The organism is Streptomyces silvisoli, from assembly GCF_029269905.1.
GTDB classification, from domain to species: domain Bacteria; phylum Actinomycetota; class Actinomycetes; order Streptomycetales; family Streptomycetaceae; genus Streptantibioticus_A; species Streptantibioticus_A silvisoli_A.
The window spans coordinates 1-14,913 of sequence record NZ_JARJBC010000007.1; the positions used below are offsets into that span (position 1 = coordinate 1).

The window sequence follows — 14,913 nt, forward strand, 5'->3', positions numbered from 1 at the left end:
CCCGTTCGGGGGATGTGGGGCGGGGGGGGGGCGGCCCCCCCGCCCCCGCCCGCACCCCCTCCGGCAACGCGGCGCACGTCAGAGGGCCCGCAACCGCCGCTTGTAGAGCTTCCCGTTGGGATCCCGCGGCATCTCCGCGATGAAGTCAACAGACCTCGGGCACTTGTACCTGGCCAGCACCCGCCCGCAGTGCGCCAGGATCTCCTCCGCCAGCTCCGGCCCCGCATCCCGCCCCGGAGCCGGTTCGACCACCGCCTTGACCTCCTCCCCCCAGTCCTCGTGCGGCACGCCGAACACCGCCGCGTCCGCCACCGCGGGGTGGGTCAGGAGCGCGGCCTCCACCTCCGCCGGATAGATGTTGACCCCACCCGAGATGATGAGGTCGATCTTCCGATCACGCAGATACAGATAGCCGTCCGCGTCGAGGAACCCGAGGTCGCCCACCGTGAAGAAGTCTCCTATGCGGTTCTTCCGCGTCTTGTCCTCGTCCTTGTGGTAGCGGAAACCGCCGGTGGTCATCGACATGTACACCGTCCCCAACTCCCCCGGCGGTAGCCGGTTCCCCGCGTCGTCGAAGATGGCGATCTCGCTGATCGGCCAGGGGCGCCCGACGGTGCCCGGTTTCTTCAGCCACTCGGCGGCGGGAGCGAAGGTCCCGCCGCCCTCGCTCGCGGCGTAGTACTCCTCCACGCACGGCCCCCACCACTCCAGCATCGCCCGCTTGATGTGCTCGGGACACGGCGCGGCGCCGTGGATGGCGTGCCGCATGGAGGACACGTCGTACCGCCGCTTGACCTCGCCGGGCAGCGCCAGCAGGCGATGGAACTGTGTCGGCACCATATGCGTGTGCGTGCACGCGTACGCGTCGATCACCCGCAGCATTTCCTCGGGCGTCCATTTGTCCATCAGCACCACGGGATGCCCGATGTGCAGTGCCGCCGCGGCGAACTGGAGCACCGCCGTGTGGTAGAGAGGCGAGCACACCAGATGCACGTTGTCGTCGAACGGCTTGATGCCGAAGAAGCCGAGGAACCCGCCGAGATGGGTTTCCTCCGGAGGCTTTCCGGACAGTGGGCGCCGAATGCCACGCGGCTTTCCGGTGGTTCCCGAGGTGTAGTTCATCACCCCACCGGAGGTGCGGTCCCGCGGCGGCTCCGAGGGCTGCCCGTCGAGCAGCGCGGAGTACGGCCGGAACCCCGGCGCGTCCCCCACCGCGAAGCGGTGGCTCGCCGGAAGCGCCGCCTCCTCCGCGGCGGCCCGCGCCTGCGGCGCGTACCGCTCGTGCGCGATCAGCGCCTTGGCCCCGGAGTCCGCGACGATCCAGGCGATTTCCGGGCCGACGAGATGGTGGTTGACCGGTACGAGATAGAAACCGGCCTGCGCGGCGGCGAGATAGGCGGTGAAGAACTCGACGCCGTTGGGCAGTACGACGGCGAAGGCGTCGCCGGGTCCGAGCCCGGCGGCCCGAAGGCCGTGCACGAGTTGGTTGGCGGTGGCGTGCAGCCGCTTCGCGCACCACCGCTCGCCGTCCGGTGCGACCAGCATGGTCCGGTCGGGGTTCTGCGCGGCCTGCGCCCAGAATCCGTTGACGGTCGTGGTCATCGGGGACGACCTCCTTCGCGTCCGGCGATCCGGTTGACACGGGTGATGGCCCGCTCGAAGCCGCGGACCAGGTCGTCGAAGACGGCCTGGACCGGTCGTTCGGAGTTGAGTCGGCCGACGATCTGGCCGACGGGAGTGCCGAGCAGTGGTTCGACCTCGTACTTCTGGATGCGGGAGACCGCCTCGGCGACCAGCAGCCCCTGGAGCGGCATCGGCAGTGGGTCCGGGCTCGCCGGGTCGTCCCATGCCTCGGTCCAGCGGGTGCGCAACTGGCGGGCGGGCTTGCCGGTCAGGGCGCGGGAGCGGACGGTGTCGCCGGATCCGGCGGCGAGCAACCTGCGGGTCAGCGCTGGGGAGTTCAGCTCGGCCTCACGGGTGGTGAGCCAGATCGAGCCGAGCCAGACGCCCTGTGCGCCGAGCGCCAGCCCGGCGGCGATCTGCTCTCCACTGCCGATGCCCCCCGCGGCGAGCACCGGCAGCGGGGCCACCGCGGCGACCACCTCCGGGGTGAGCACCATGGTGGTGATCTCGCCGGTGTGGCCCCCCGCCTCGTAGCCCTGGGCGACGACGATGTCGATGCCCGCCTCCTGGTGGCGTCGGGCGTGCCGGGCGCTGCCGGCCAGCGCGGCCACCAACGCGCCGTTGTCATGGGCGCGTTGGGTGACGTCGGGTGGCGGTGAGCCCAGGGCGTTGGCGAACAGCTTGACCGGGTGGTCGAAGGCGACGTCGAGCTGGGAGCGGGCGACCTGCTCCATCCAGCCGGTGATCCGCCAGCCGGACTCCTCGCCGGGTGGCAGTTCGGGCACGGCGTGCTGGGCGAGGGTGTCCCTGACGAACTGCCGGTGCCCTTCGGGGATCATCGCCTCGATCTCGGCGACGGAGACGCCGTCGACCTTCTTGGCGGGCATCACCACGTCGAGCCCGTACGGTCGGCCTCCGGTGCGCGCGTCCAGCCAGTCCAGGTCGCGGGCGAGGTCGTCGACGGCCCCGTAGCGCACCGCGCCCAGTACGCCGAGCCCACCCGCCTTGCTGATGGCCGCGGCGACCGCGGGGAACGGCGTGAAGCCGAAGATGGGGTGCTCGATGCCCAGCCGCTGGCTCAGCTCCGTCTCCATGAGGGGCAGGATGCCGCACGCCGCCGACGAGGGGAAGAGATTTTCTGACGTGACGTCAGTTTTGCTGGGCTCAGGACCGGGCGTACTCCCGGCGGATCGCCGCCACCCTCCGGTACAGGTCCACCGCCTCGGCGCCACGGCCGAGTTGCTCCAGGCAGTGCGCCTCGTCGTTGCGACTGGTCAGGGTGTCCGGATGGTTGGGTCCGAGCGCCCGCTCCCGCCCCTCGGCGACGGCGCGGTAGAGGCTCAGGGCCTCGTCCCAGCGGCCCAACCATCCCAGGGCCACGGCCACTTCGCGTCCGCTGACCAGCGTGTCGGGGTGCTCGGCGCCCAGCGCCCTGGCACGGATCCCGTACACCTGGCGCGCCTCGGCGAGCGCCTCCTTCCAGCGCCCGAGCCTGCCGAGGTTGACGCCCATGCCGTGCCGGGCCCGCAGCGTCTCCGGGTGGTCGGCTCCCTGGACCCTGGCGCGCACCGCGGCCAGCTCCCGGTAGAGCTTGAGCGCCTCCTCGCTGCGCCCGAGCCGGCCCAGGCAGATGCCGACCTCGTAGCGGGCGGCCAGGGTGTCCGGATGGTCGGGGCCGAGGCTGCCGGAGCGGGCCGCGGCCACGTCCCGGTACTCGGCGAGCGCGTCCTCCCAGTGGCCCAACTGGCCGAGTGTGTAGGCGACTTCGAAGCGGGTGACCAGCGTGTCCGGGTGACTGGCGCCCAGCGTCCGGGCCCGGGCCGCGGCCACCTCGCGGGCCGTCTCGTAGGACTCCTGGAGCCGTCCGAGCCGACCGAGGTTGAAGGCGAGGTTGTGCTGGCAGCGCAGGGTGTCGGGGTGGTCGGCGCCCATGGTGCGCTCCCGGGCGGCCAGCACGTCGGTGTAGACCCGGTGGGCGTCCTCGTGGCGGCCGAGCCTGCCGAGGGCGAACGCGGTCTCCTGCCGGGCGGCGAGCGTCTGCGGATGGTCGGCGCCCAGCGTCCGGCTGCGGGCCGCGACCACCTGCTCGTACTCGTGGAGCGCCTCCTGCGCGTGGCCCAGCCGGCTGAGGGCGAAGCCCAGTTCGTAGCGGCTGGCCAGGGTCTCGGGGTGCTCGGCGCCCAGCGCGTCCTCGCGGGCCTGGGCGACGGCGCGGTGCACCTCCACCGCCTCGGCCCAGCGGCCGAGCCTGCCCAGGCTGAGGGCCGCGTTGTACCTACTGGCCAGCACGGACAGCAGCTCGGGATCCACGGTGTGCCGCGGCCGGGCCGCCCAGGCGGCGTTGTACCAGGCCCCGGCGGGTATGCCGCCCCCGGCGTCCGGCCGGAGCGCCCGGCGGCCGACCGCCAGCGGGCCGAGGGTCAACGCCCGGGCCCAGAAGGGAAGTTCGCCCGCACGTTCCGCACTGGCCTGGATGGCGGCGAGCCTCTTGCCGATCACCTGGGCGTCCTGCGGGCGGTCGTCCGGCTCCTTGCCGAGCAGGTCGAGGACCAGCCGCTCCAGCGCCTCGGGCAGTTCGGGGCGGTGCTCGCGCGGCGGCTCCGGCGCGGTGTCCCGGTGCCGTACCAGCACCGCCCAGGCGTCGTCCATGTCGAACGGCGGGGCGCCGGTGGCCAGTTCGTAGAGCACGCAGCCGAACGAGTACAGGTCGCTGCGGTGGTCTATCTCGCCCCCGGCGATCTGCTCCGGCGACATGTAGTGGGGGGTGCCCATCGCCATGCCGGTGCCGGTCAGCCGGGAGGTGAAGCCGATGTCATGGCCGAGCCGGGCGATGCCGAAGTCGCAGATCTTCACCGTGCCGTCGGGCACGCGGATGATGTTGGCCGGTTTCAGGTCCCGGTGCACCACCCCCTGGGCGTGGGTGTACGCCAGCGCCGCGGCGACCTGCTCGGCGATGTCCAGCAGGTCGGGCACCGGAAGCGGGATGCGCTGTCCGTCCTCCAGTAGTTGCAGCAGGTTGCGGCCGTCCAGCAGTTCCATCACGAGGTAGAGCACCCCGTCGTCCTCGCCGAAGTCATGCACCACGGTGATGCCGCGGTGTTGCAGCGAGGCGGCGACCCGCGCCTCGCGGCGGAACCGCAGTTCCATCGCCCGTGTGTGCGCGGGATCGCTTGAGGTCTTCATCGGCTTGAGGCACTTGACGGCGACCTTGCGGCCCAGCGCCTCGTCCTCGGCGCGCCACACCTCGCCCATGCCACCGCGACCGATCAGTTCGATCAGCCGGTATCGCTCCCGAATCAGCCTGTTCTCCCCCATCGCAAGCCGCCGCCCCCCGTTGTTTCGCTTCTGTCACCCGGCGTTTTCCAGTATGGCCGCGCCGTGCAGGGTACGGCACGGCGCATCACGGCCGGGTTCGCGCATCCGCCTCCGCGCAGCGCGTGTTTCGCGGGAGCGGCGTTGGGGAAGGGCCGGTCAGCGGCGGACCCTCGGCATGCCCAGGCCGATCCACGAGATGATCTCCCGCTGGATCTCGTTGTTACCGCCGCCGAAGGTGAAGATCACCGCACTTCGGTAGCCTCGCTCCAACTCCCCGTGCAGCAGCGCCCCGGCGGATCCCTCCTTCAACGGGCCCGCCGCCGCGGCCACTTCCATCAGCCAGGCGTAGGCGTCGCGTCGTGCCTCCGAGCCGTAGACCTTGACCGCGGAGGCGTCCTGCGGGGTGAGCGTGCCGCGCTGGAGGGCGTCCACCATCTGCCAGTTGAGCAGCTTCATCGCGTCCAGCCTGGCGTGTGCGCGGGCCAGCCGGGCGCGCACCCAGCCGAGGTCGATGACCCTGCGGCCGTCGCCGAGCTTGGTCAGGGCGGCCCAGCGCCGTACGTCGTGCAGCGCGCGGATGGCCATCGTGCCGTGTGCGGCGAGGGTGACGCGTTCGTGGTTGAGCTGGGTGGTGATCAGCCGCCAGCCCTTGTTCTCCTCGCCGACCCGGCGGGTGACGGGCACCCGGACGTTCTCGTAGTAGCTGGCGGTGGTGTCGTGCCCGGCGAGGGTGTGGATGACGGTGCAGGAGTAGCCGGGGTCGCTGGTCGGTACGAGCAGGATGCTGATGCCCTGGTGCGGCGGGGCGTCCGGGGCGGTGCGCACGGCGAGCCACACCCAGTCGGCGGTGTCGCCGTTGGTGGTCCAGATCTTCTGGCCGTTGACCAGGTAGCCGTCGCCGTCGCGAACGGCGCGGGTCCTGAGCGAGGCCAGGTCGGTCCCGGCGTCGGGTTCGCTGTAGCCGATGGCGAAGTCGATCTCCCCGGAGAGGATCTTCGGCAGGAAGTACGCCTTCTGTTCGTCCGTGCCGAACTGCATGATCGTCGGTCCCACGGTGTTGAGCGCCATCAGTGGCAGCGGCACTCCGGCCTGCGCGGCCTCGTCGAAGAAGACGAACTGCTCCATGGGGGTCAGACCGCGCCCGCCGTACTCCACGGGCCAGCCCACGCCCAGCCAGCCGTCCGCGCCGAGGCGGCGGACGGTCTCCCGGTAGAAGGTCTTCTGGCCCGCCGGGTCGTGGTGTCGGGCGTAGGCGTTGTCGGGCACCAACGTGCCGAAGTACGCGCGCAGTTCGTCGCGCAGGCGCTGCTGCTCGGGGGTGTAGTCCAGGTGCACGGCCCCTCCTGAGGTCTGGTGTCCCGGCGGTCCCGCGGTGTCGGCGCACAGAGTAGAACGCGTTGCAGAAACCTGGAAGGGGCGCACGGCGAGGGCGACTTGGCGCCTGCCGGGTGGATCACGCGGCCCGGTGGACTGGCCGCTGCCGCGGCCCACGACGCGGGATCCGCGGGACAGGCGCTATGGCTTGCGGGCCACCGCGGCGTAGCAGGACGCCTCGGCCGCGCTGACCGCCGCGACATCGCGCGGGTCGTCGGGGCGCCACCGGTGGGAGAGGGTGATGCCCGGCTCCAACAGCTCCCAGCCGTCGAAGAACCGTGCGAACTCCGCCCGGTCGCGCAGCCGTACCGGGGTGCCCGCCGCACGGTAGATGGCGGTCACCTCGGCCAGCGCCTCGGGGGCGAAGTCCGCCGTGGCGTGCGTGACGGCCAGTACGCTGCCCGGCGGCAGCGCCCGCTTGAAGTGCTCGACGACGGCGTGCGCACCGCCGCCCCGCTCGTCGTCGACGAAGTGCAGCAGGGCGTTCAGGCTGAGCACCACCGGTCGCGACAGGTCCAGGGTGCCGAGGAGTTCCGGCGCCGACAGCACCGCCGCCGGATCCGTGACATCGGCCTGCACATAGGCCGTACGGCCCTCGGGATGGCTGCGCAGCAGCGCGGCGGCATGGGCGAGGACGATGGGGTCGTTGTCGGTGTAGACGACCCGCGCCTCGGGCGCGACCTCCTGGGCGACCTCGTGCAGGTTGGGCGAGGTCGGGATGCCGGTGCCGATGTCCAGCCACTGACGCGTTCCGGCACGGGCCAGGGCGCGGGTGGCGCGGTGCATGAACTCGCGGTTCACCCGGGCGGCGAGCTGGGCCGCGGGGAAGACGCCGAGGACCTTCGCCGCGGCCTCCCGGTCGGCGGCGAAGTTGGTCCTGCCGCCCAGGAAGTAGTCGTAGATGCGCGCCGAATGCGCCCGGTCCAGCCGCAGGTCCACGCCGGACGCGCCGTGTGCGCACTCGTCCATGACCACCCCTCCCCGTGCCGGACCGATGGGAACCCGGAGTTGCAGTAGTCATACCATTACGCTGCGGAAGATTTTTACGGGGCCGCGTTACACACCAGGGCCGTTTGTCCGATTGGCTGACAGGCGAGGGCACAACGCCCCCGCTCCGACGCCGCCGTCCGTCAGCCACGGGCGCGGTCGTGAAATCCAGCAGAGGACCGTGTGAACACCAATCCCCCGCACCCATCCGCGCCCGACGGCCCGTCCGGCCCTCCGCTGCGGCAGCCCGTGCGCCGCCTCGCCCTCACCTTCGAGGCCTTCCACGACACCCACCACCTGCTGTGGCTGCGCTACGCCCATCTGCACACCGGAAGCCGGGCCGCCGCCCTGCGCATAGAGGGCGCCATATCGCGCCAACTCGCCACGTCGTGGCCGCATGTGCTGCGCCAGGAGTCGGTGCCGTTCTACGCCTGGACCGTGCTGAAGGAACACGTGGCGAACTGGCTCAGCGCACACGACCGCCCGGTGGCGCTCACCGAGACCGCCGCCTTCGACGCCGTCTCCCGGGCACTGCGCGAGGCCCAGGAGCAGTTCGCGGTCCTGGAGAGCAGGATCGGACTGTACTCGGCCATCGCCGAGTTACCCGAGCGGCAGTGCGACGTGATCGTGCTGCGCTTCGCACTGGGTTACGACGACCCGTTCATCGCCGCGCTGTTGGGCGTGGAGGAAAGCACCGTACGGTCGCATGTGAGCATCGCGAGGAGGAAACTGGCCGCACGGCTAGGGATTCCGTGGCGGGAGTGAGGGGGCCGGACGGATGCGTCCACGCCGCGACGGCGACAGCATAGAGGCGCTGCTCGGCACGGCCGAGGTGCTGGCGCACGAGTACGAGGACTACGATCCGGTCGCCGCCCGGGAGGCGGTGGCCCGCAGCATGGGCAGCACCACCGCGGGCGCCGCGCCGTGCCCCACCGCGCACGAGCAGGCCCGGCACGAACTCGACCTGGCCTGCGCGCTGGTGCTCAACGCACCGGAGGCGGCGGCCAGTTTGGACCGGCTGGTCGACCACGACCGGATCGACCCGGAGGGCGCCCTGGTCTTCGCCGCCCTGCTGCACCTGGCCGGGCATGGTGAGGCGGCCGAGTTCTGGTGGCGGTTCGCGGCCGGCGGCGGCAGCCGTACCGCGGCCTACTGCCTCTTCCTCGACCACCGCCGCCGCGGCGAGTTCCGCGACGCCGACCACTGGCGCGGGCAGGCCACCCGGCCGCCGGGCGCGGCCCAGCCCAACCCCGAACCCGCGCGGGCCAACGGGCCGCTGCCGCTGTCGGAGTCGGCTTGCCGCGACCTACTGGTGCAGTGGCACCGCGGCCTCACCCCGCGACTGCCCGCGGCGCTGCGCGGCGCCATCGCCCGCCTCCAGGCCGACTGCGCCGAGGGCGACTTCGGTCGCATCCCCCGCCCCGGCCCCACCCTGTGCGGCCGACTCGCCTCGCCTACGGCCGGGGATCGATCGGCGTGAGGGTGCCGCTCACCAGTTCCTCGACAGGCATCGGGCCAGGTCCCGTGAGGCGGTTGCCCAGACCGACGATCAGGGACATGAGGAAGACGAACGCCGCCGTGACGGCCAACGCCCAGGTCGTCACATGCAGGTAGCCGCCCGGCTGGCGCGGGTCCAGGAAGTCGTACGGGTACCAGTGCGCGAACGGACCGCGCAACAGCGAGTAGGCGAGGTAGGCCAACGGGAAGGCGAGCCAGGGCAGTCCGCCCACCCAGCGGATCGGACGGGCGGGCGGACCTGCCAGCCAGTCGGCCAGCGCCGCCACCGGCATCACGGCGTGCACCACGACATTGGCCCAGACGATCACATCGCCGCGTTCCTGGCCGGCCAGCAGCGTCCAGTAGACGATCCCCGTCACCGCCAGGTACAGCGCCGCGGCACCCCGCCACGCGTCACCGATCGGGTCGCGGCCGGTCAACAGCGCCAGGCCGCCGACCAACAGCACCGCGGCACCGAAGAGGTTGGACAGGTTGGTGAAGTAGGAGAACCAGTTGGCCGCACCCTCACCGATGTGCAACGCCTGGTCGAACGTCACGGCGAGCGCGCTCACCGCGAGCAGCGCGATCGCCACCCTGGCCGCCCCAAGGCCCCGCGTCATGGCTGACATGAGCGCACGCTACTACAACAGGTAGTACGAATCGAGGGTCATGCGACATCGAGTCGACGCCACGCATGAGGGCTCCTTGACCTCCCCCCTTCGGCCCGCCATCAGCGCGTCCGGGCCGCCCGCTCATGGAGCGGGCGGCCCGCGCCGAGTTGCCAAGATCGCCTACGGCGGCGCTGCGCGCCGAACATCGCTCATCCAGGACAGCTCCCCCGGCTCCCGGCAGGTCGGGGAAAGGTCCAGCGGGCGCGCACGGCACGGGGTGCCGGGGGCTTACGGGTGGTACTTCTCCTCGACCGTCTCGGCACCGCCGGACTTGGGGTTCATGGTGAGGCGGACAGTCACGCTGTTGGTCTTCGCAGCCGTCTCCAGCTGGTCCACGGTGCACTTCGAGGTGCCGTAGCCGTCGTGGCCGATGGTCACACGGCCTTCGGTGTTGTCGGAGCAGATCGCGGCCGCGCCGAGGATCTGCGTGGCGTTGGAGACCAGGAATGCCTGGTCCGTGCCGCCGCCCTGGGGCTTGACTATCAGCTTGCCGGGCGCGAGGTACCCCAGCCTGCCGACGACCGTGCGGTGGTCACCCGCGTTGGCGACGCCGCTCCCGCCGGAGGCGGACACCGGCGGGCAGTAGCCGGTCTGCTCGCCGATGCTGTTGATTTCGGCGTTGGACCGCGGGTCTCCCGCGTAGTTGATCTGGTCGGTGCAGCGCACCCCATGCTTCTTGGGAGTGCCCGACGGCGTGCCGTGGGCGGAGCCTTGGCTGCCCTTGGCGGTGGACTGGGTGCCGGGCTGTGCGGAACTCGTGGGGGCGGACGAACTGGTGGAGGATCCGGCGGCGGAGGTCGCGTCGTTGGGTCCGCACGCGGTCAGTGCCAGACCTGCGGCGACGAGCACGGCAGTCGACAGACCCCAACGAGCAGCCCTGGTACGCATGGTGTCCCTCTTTCACTTCGACGATGTCGCCCCGCATCCGGTGGCGATGACTCCGATTTCGCCCCTGGACGGACGCAACCACCAGCGGCTGCAATGACTTTGGCATGTACAACAGTCCAAGTCGGCGCCTGTTACAGCCCCGTGGCGTAACGCCATACACGTCACGACAATCGACACCGGAGCATTGCCACCCACCCCCCTTGAACACACCCGGCAACGGGGCACCACGTTCTGTGTTCCCCCGCCCGAAGATCCCTGTCTCGATCAACAAGCCGGAGCCCACGACCACGTCCCACCCGGCACACCGGGCCGACAACGCTGCTGCGCGCACGCGCTGTGGGGGACGATCGGTTACGACCCTCGCCCGGGAGGCCCTGGCGGGCGGGGGCGGGACGGGGCGCACCTCAGCCGGGCCACATGGAATCCCCTACAAGATCCGTAACGAAATTGCGGCCGCGCCCACGGCTCGGTCAGCTCGGCGGCCTTACGTTGGCCGTTTCCAGGCAATTAATACGGGTAAACGGCTTATCGGATGTTATGTAGAGCAAGGGGTTGACCTGATGTCGACAGGGACACTTCTAGCGATCATCATCCCCGTTGTGGTGGTGATCGCCTTGATCGCGGTGGCCTCATCACTCGTCCTACGCCGCCGCCGTCTACGCGAGCGCTTCGGCCCGGAGTACGACCGGACGGTTGAAAGGGCCGACAGCCGCATGGCGGCAGAGCGCGAACTCAGCGCACGTGAAAAGCGCCACGACGCATTGGACATCAAGCCATTGCCGAGCGACGTCCGGGACCGCTACGCGCGAGAATGGGGCAGCGTCCAGGAAGAGTTCGTCGACCGGCCCGAAAACGCCGTGCATGACGCCGATCGCCTCGTGACCTCGCTGATGCATGAGCGCGGCTACCCCACCGAGGACTTCGAGCAACAGCTCAAAGACCTCTCCGTAGAGCACAGCCAGACGCTTGAGCACTACCGAGCCGCCCACAAGGTCGACGAACTCAGTACCCGGCACCAGGCGACCACCGAGCAGTTGCGTAGCGCCATGGTGCACTACCGCGCCCTCTTCGACGAACTGCTCTCCGACGGCGGCCAGACCCGGCACGCCCGAGCCTGAGTGATCACAACGGGAAGGAGGAGAAGGCATGCAGCGCGAAGGACCATCCGAGTCCGGCGGCGGCGAACTGTCGACCGAGGATCTTGTCCGCGCCCCAGCGGGAGGCGATGAGACCGAGGCGGAGGCTCCCACGCTTCCTGGCGAAAGCACGGGAGCGACGCCGGGGACCGCCGAAACGGAGGAGACAGGACGCACCGAAAACGAAGAGGCGGAGACCACTACCGCAGCAGAGGAGGAAACCCCTGCGCTGCTCACCGGCGAGGACGCGGAGGAATTCCGCGACCGCTGGCAGAAAATCCAGGGGGACTTCGTCGACGACCCGCGTGACGCCGTACACGCGGCCGACGGGCTGGTCGCCGATGTCATGCGAACGCTCGCCGCACGCTTCGCCAAGCACAAGGAGGGTCTGGAGGAGCAGTGGCACCGAGGCGGAGAGGTGGGCACGGAAGACCTACGCCTTGCCCTGCGGCACTACCGTGCGTTCTTCAACCGCCTCCTCGGCACGTAGCGGAATGAGGGTCGGCGCCTCCGGCCGCGGTGCACGTGGCCGCCCTCTGACAGCGCTCGTTCGGGCGCGGCCGGAGCGGGTGCCACCTGGCGAAGGGCGCCGCTGAAAGTCCGCGGGATCATCGTGGAAAAAAGGGCTTGTCCGAGAGGTCGGAGGTTGCTGTGATCATCCTCGGCATCATTTGCCTCATCGTGGGATTCCTGCTCAAGATCGCCATTCTGTGGACGATCGGGATCATCCTTGTGGTGATCGGGGCGATCCTTTGGCTCCTGGGCTCCGTTGGGCACGCTATCGGCGGCCGACGGCACTACTGGTAGCGAAGGAGCACGAGCGGTCGTCGGCCGGCGAAGGGAGGATGTGCCCAGGCGCGAGATCCGGTGACGCTGCCGAAGTGGGCCGAAGTCGATTTCCAGCGGGTGCCCGTTATCGAGAACAAGCTGGCGCTCGGAGGCGGTCAAGGTGAGCGACACGGCTCGGGCCGTCGACACGAAGGGGCACGGCCGATCTCGGGGTGATCGGTTCGGGACGGTCAACCACCCCGCGCACACGCGCCGTCCGCTCCGCGTGCAAGGGCTTGGCTGATGCGTCTGACTTCCGGGCGGGACCGGATCCGAGGTCAGGGCAGGGTGAGGATGCGGGGGCCGTCCTCGGTGATGGCGATGGTGTGTTCGATGTGGGCGGCTCGGCTGGCGTCGATCGTGCGCAGGGTCCATCCGTCGGAATCGGTGTAGTAGTCGTTGCGTCCTCCGGCCATGAGCATGGGTTCGATGGCGAGGGCGAGGCCGTGGCGCAGGGGGAAGCCGCGGCCGGGACGTCCGTGGTTGGGGACATGGGGGTCTTCGTGCATCTGGCGGCCGATGCCGTGGCCGCCGAAGTCGGCTGGCATGCCGCAGTCGGCCTTGCGGGCGACCGTGCTGATGGCATGGGAGATGTCGCCGATCCGGTGGCCGACGGTGGCGGCTGCGATGCCGGCATCCAGGGCCTGCTGGGTGGCGGCGATGAGTTCGAGGTCGGCGGGGCGTGGGGTGCCGACGGTGAAGCTGATCGCGGCGTCGCCGGTCCAGCCGTCGAGTTCGGCTCCGCAGTCGATGCTGACCAGGTCGCCGTCGCGCAGGCAGTAGTCGTCGGGGATGCCGTGCGAGACGGCGTCGTTGACGGACGCGCAGATCACGGCGGGGAAGGGGGTCGGGGCGAAGGAGGGCTTGTAGCCCAGGAACGGAGAACGTGCTCCGGCCTTGGTGAGAACGGCGCGAGCGGCTTCGTCGAGTTCGCGCAGACGAACTCCCACAGCTGCAGCCGCGCGGGCGGCCGCGAGTGCGTGGGCCACGACGCGACCGGCTTCTCGCATCGCCTCCAGTGCCGTGTCGGTCTTGATCTCCACCATGTTGGTGACTCCTGCCATGCGACGCTACCCAATACTTATACCGGTATTAGTATCACAGGCATGGTGAGAGTTCCCTTGAGTCCGCAGGAGCGGCAACGCGGAGAGCGCTTCGGGCTCCTGCTTCGCCAGGCACGCGGTGACCGCAGCATGGTCGACGTGGCAGCAGCCGCCGGGGTATCCGCTGAAACCCTCCGCAAGATCGAAACAGGCCGGGCCCCGACCCCGGCCTTCTTCACCGTGGCAGCCCTGGCCCACGCGCTGAACCTGTCCCTGGACGACCTCGCCGCCGCCTGCGCGGAAGACGCCGAAGGCGGCGAGCAGACCATGTCGGCGTAGCCGCCAGAACCGGGTTCGGGGCCCGGCTGCTGGCGGCACGGTGCTGGACCGGTGGCCGGGCCTCGCGGCCACCGTCGCCTCCCACGCGAAGATCGGGCGGTTGGACCTGCATCGCGACCCACCCGCCGCCCGCCTACGCCACCCAGATGAGGCTGATGACCGCGCGCTGTGCGTTGTGGCGGTGGTATTGGGCTCGGCGGAGCGGTTGCGCGCTACTGGGCGGCGATGGGTTTCGGCCGTGCCTGTGGAAGCTGTGGATGTGGTGGGCTTCCTGGCGGGCCCGCAGGGCCGCTGGGTGACCGGCCAGATCATCGACGCCTCCGTTGGCACCTACGTCGGCCCGATCACGGCCGGGTGACCCGCCCGGGGAAAGTACCGGGGCGGCGGGGCGGCGCCCCGCCAGGGAGCCGGTCGACGTCGCGAAGTCGCTGGGCGATGTCGAGGGGCTCTTGCGCCGCGCTGGCGTCAGCCCGCGGGCGCGCCTCACTTTCCCCCCGTAGCTTCGCCTTTGACGTCCGCTTCAGTCGGCGGCCCGTTGCGTGTCACGGATCGTCAAGACACCGACCTGGCACACCTGGCTGCCCCGGCGCTTGGGCGGCCTGGCCGTTCGTCCACCACGGTCAGCAACGTCCCCGTCATGGACCGCACTTACTCGACCCGCCCGTCTCCGGCGGGGCGCGCGGGCAAAATCTGCTTCGCCAACAGTCCACCGGATCGAGGGGATTGGTTCCGCAGATGGCAACGAGGACCCTGCCGCGGCGTACCCTCCGGCATATGCGAATAGCCTCGTCCTCGGATAGCAGCGGATGGTTAGAGCTGAGATGGGCCCTCATCCGGCAGGAGAGCAACGGCAGCGGCTACCGCGTGGGCCGGTATGCAACCCGTGGGGAGGCTGAGCGAGTTCGCAAGGCGCTCGAAGCGTGCGGCGATGCGCAGCTCTACGCGATCGAGAAGATCGACCGCCTCCAGGTGCCCTCGTCCGGGGTCGGTTCCTGCGCGTAGTGAGGCCGACACCCGTCTACAGTGTCGGCCTCAGTCCCCTGCAGGCTGTGCAGGAGGAGAGGCGGCGGGGAAGACCCCTCCACCCCGTGCCATGTCTACCTCGATGGCCATTCCAATGTCCTGGTTGGTGGCGCCACCAGCAATCGACCGGATGGGTGAGACGTCTCCTAGAAGGAGTGAGAGTGGATCAAGTATGTGACGATCACGCGC

At 70.4% G+C, this 14,913-nt stretch carries 14 protein-coding genes; 6 read left to right on the plus strand and 8 right to left on the minus strand.

The features are described from left to right. Positions 1–78: 78 nt before the first annotated feature. From P3G67_RS13195 to P3G67_RS13215, 5 genes are all read right to left on the minus strand, one after another. On the minus strand, positions 79–1,602 hold the full coding sequence (locus P3G67_RS13195; protein WP_276093639.1) for an acyl-CoA synthetase: 1,524 nt from the start codon (positions 1,600–1,602) through the stop codon (positions 79–81). Further along, entirely contained in the window at positions 1,599–2,717 is a 1,119-nt protein-coding gene (locus P3G67_RS13200; RefSeq protein WP_276093640.1) for an NAD(P)H-dependent flavin oxidoreductase, read from the minus strand. Before P3G67_RS13200 ends, P3G67_RS13195 begins: the two co-directional genes overlap by 4 nt. 70 nt (positions 2,718–2,787) lie before the next feature. Beyond that, complete coding sequence (locus P3G67_RS13205) at positions 2,788–4,938, minus strand: serine/threonine-protein kinase (protein ID WP_276093641.1); 2,151 nt, start codon at positions 4,936–4,938, stop codon at positions 2,788–2,790. A 156-nt stretch (positions 4,939–5,094) separates the two neighbouring features. Beyond that, a complete protein-coding gene (locus P3G67_RS13210; RefSeq protein ID WP_276093642.1) occupies positions 5,095–6,273 on the minus strand; it encodes an acyl-CoA dehydrogenase family protein in 1,179 nt (392 codons plus the stop codon). Between the two features lie 180 nt (positions 6,274–6,453). Beyond that, a complete protein-coding gene (locus P3G67_RS13215) occupies positions 6,454–7,281 on the minus strand; it encodes an SAM-dependent methyltransferase (protein WP_276093643.1) in 828 nt (275 codons plus the stop codon). A 201-nt stretch (positions 7,282–7,482) separates the two neighbouring features. Between P3G67_RS13215 and P3G67_RS13220 the strand changes: the two genes are divergently transcribed. Both P3G67_RS13220 and P3G67_RS13225 read left to right on the plus strand, forming a co-directional pair. After that, a complete protein-coding gene (locus P3G67_RS13220; protein WP_269856349.1) occupies positions 7,483–8,064 on the plus strand; it encodes an RNA polymerase sigma factor in 582 nt (193 codons plus the stop codon). A gap of 13 nt (positions 8,065–8,077) precedes the next feature. After that, positions 8,078–8,779, plus strand: coding sequence for a hypothetical protein (locus P3G67_RS13225; RefSeq protein ID WP_276093644.1), 702 nt, complete (start codon positions 8,078–8,080; stop codon positions 8,777–8,779). On the opposite strand, the gene P3G67_RS13230 is transcribed toward P3G67_RS13225, so the two are convergent. Together P3G67_RS13230 and P3G67_RS13235 are read right to left on the minus strand one after the other, a co-directional pair. After that, the gene (locus tag P3G67_RS13230; RefSeq protein WP_276093645.1) at positions 8,754–9,425 is read right to left on the minus strand and encodes a Pr6Pr family membrane protein; all 672 of its coding nucleotides are present in this window, start codon (positions 9,423–9,425) and stop codon (positions 8,754–8,756) included. The genes P3G67_RS13225 and P3G67_RS13230 overlap by 26 nt on opposite strands. 270 nt (positions 9,426–9,695) lie before the next feature. Further along, entirely contained in the window at positions 9,696–10,355 is a 660-nt protein-coding gene (locus P3G67_RS13235; RefSeq protein WP_276093646.1) for a hypothetical protein, read from the minus strand. 560 nt (positions 10,356–10,915) lie between these two features. Here P3G67_RS13235 and P3G67_RS13240 point away from each other — a divergent pair. The 3 genes from P3G67_RS13240 to P3G67_RS13250 all read left to right on the plus strand — a co-directional run bounded on the left by P3G67_RS13240 (position 10,916) and on the right by P3G67_RS13250 (position 12,298). Next, a complete protein-coding gene (locus P3G67_RS13240) occupies positions 10,916–11,473 on the plus strand; it encodes a hypothetical protein (protein ID WP_276093647.1) in 558 nt (185 codons plus the stop codon). A gap of 28 nt (positions 11,474–11,501) precedes the next feature. Then, a complete protein-coding gene (locus P3G67_RS13245; RefSeq protein ID WP_276093648.1) occupies positions 11,502–11,981 on the plus strand; it encodes a hypothetical protein in 480 nt (159 codons plus the stop codon). A gap of 161 nt (positions 11,982–12,142) precedes the next feature. Continuing rightward, positions 12,143–12,298 (plus strand): DUF6131 family protein, encoded by a 156-nt coding sequence (locus P3G67_RS13250; RefSeq protein WP_269856343.1) that lies wholly within the window; start codon positions 12,143–12,145, stop codon positions 12,296–12,298. Positions 12,299–12,597: 299 nt separating this feature from the next. Here the strand turns inward: P3G67_RS13250 and map are convergent, their stop codons facing one another. After that, on the minus strand, positions 12,598–13,365 hold the full coding sequence (gene map, locus P3G67_RS13255; RefSeq protein WP_276093865.1) for a type I methionyl aminopeptidase: 768 nt from the start codon (positions 13,363–13,365) through the stop codon (positions 12,598–12,600). Between the two features lie 60 nt (positions 13,366–13,425). Between map and P3G67_RS13260 the strand changes: the two genes are divergently transcribed. Then, entirely contained in the window at positions 13,426–13,701 is a 276-nt protein-coding gene (locus P3G67_RS13260; RefSeq protein WP_276093649.1) for a helix-turn-helix domain-containing protein, read from the plus strand. The last annotated feature ends 1,212 nt before the right edge of the window (positions 13,702–14,913 follow it).

Excerpts from the sequence above, each read along its gene's own strand:
- P3G67_RS13195 (WP_276093639.1), bottom strand. The coding sequence starts at position 1,602 with ATGACCACGACCGTCAACGGATTCTGGGCGCAGGCCGCGCAGAACCCC.
- P3G67_RS13260 (WP_276093649.1), top strand. The coding sequence starts at position 13,426 with ATGGTGAGAGTTCCCTTGAGTCCGCAGGAGCGGCAACGCGGAGAGCGC.
- P3G67_RS13235 (WP_276093646.1), bottom strand. The coding sequence starts at position 10,355 with ATGCGTACCAGGGCTGCTCGTTGGGGTCTGTCGACTGCCGTGCTCGTC.
- P3G67_RS13240 (WP_276093647.1), top strand. The coding sequence starts at position 10,916 with ATGTCGACAGGGACACTTCTAGCGATCATCATCCCCGTTGTGGTGGTG.
- P3G67_RS13230 (WP_276093645.1), bottom strand. The coding sequence starts at position 9,425 with ATGTCAGCCATGACGCGGGGCCTTGGGGCGGCCAGGGTGGCGATCGCG.
- P3G67_RS13225 (WP_276093644.1), top strand. The coding sequence starts at position 8,078 with ATGCGTCCACGCCGCGACGGCGACAGCATAGAGGCGCTGCTCGGCACG.
- P3G67_RS13205 (WP_276093641.1), bottom strand. The coding sequence starts at position 4,938 with ATGGGGGAGAACAGGCTGATTCGGGAGCGATACCGGCTGATCGAACTG.
- P3G67_RS13245 (WP_276093648.1), top strand. The coding sequence starts at position 11,502 with ATGCAGCGCGAAGGACCATCCGAGTCCGGCGGCGGCGAACTGTCGACC.
- P3G67_RS13215 (WP_276093643.1), bottom strand. The coding sequence starts at position 7,281 with ATGGACGAGTGCGCACACGGCGCGTCCGGCGTGGACCTGCGGCTGGAC.
- P3G67_RS13200 (WP_276093640.1), bottom strand. The coding sequence starts at position 2,717 with ATGGAGACGGAGCTGAGCCAGCGGCTGGGCATCGAGCACCCCATCTTC.
- map (WP_276093865.1), bottom strand. The coding sequence starts at position 13,365 with ATGGTGGAGATCAAGACCGACACGGCACTGGAGGCGATGCGAGAAGCC.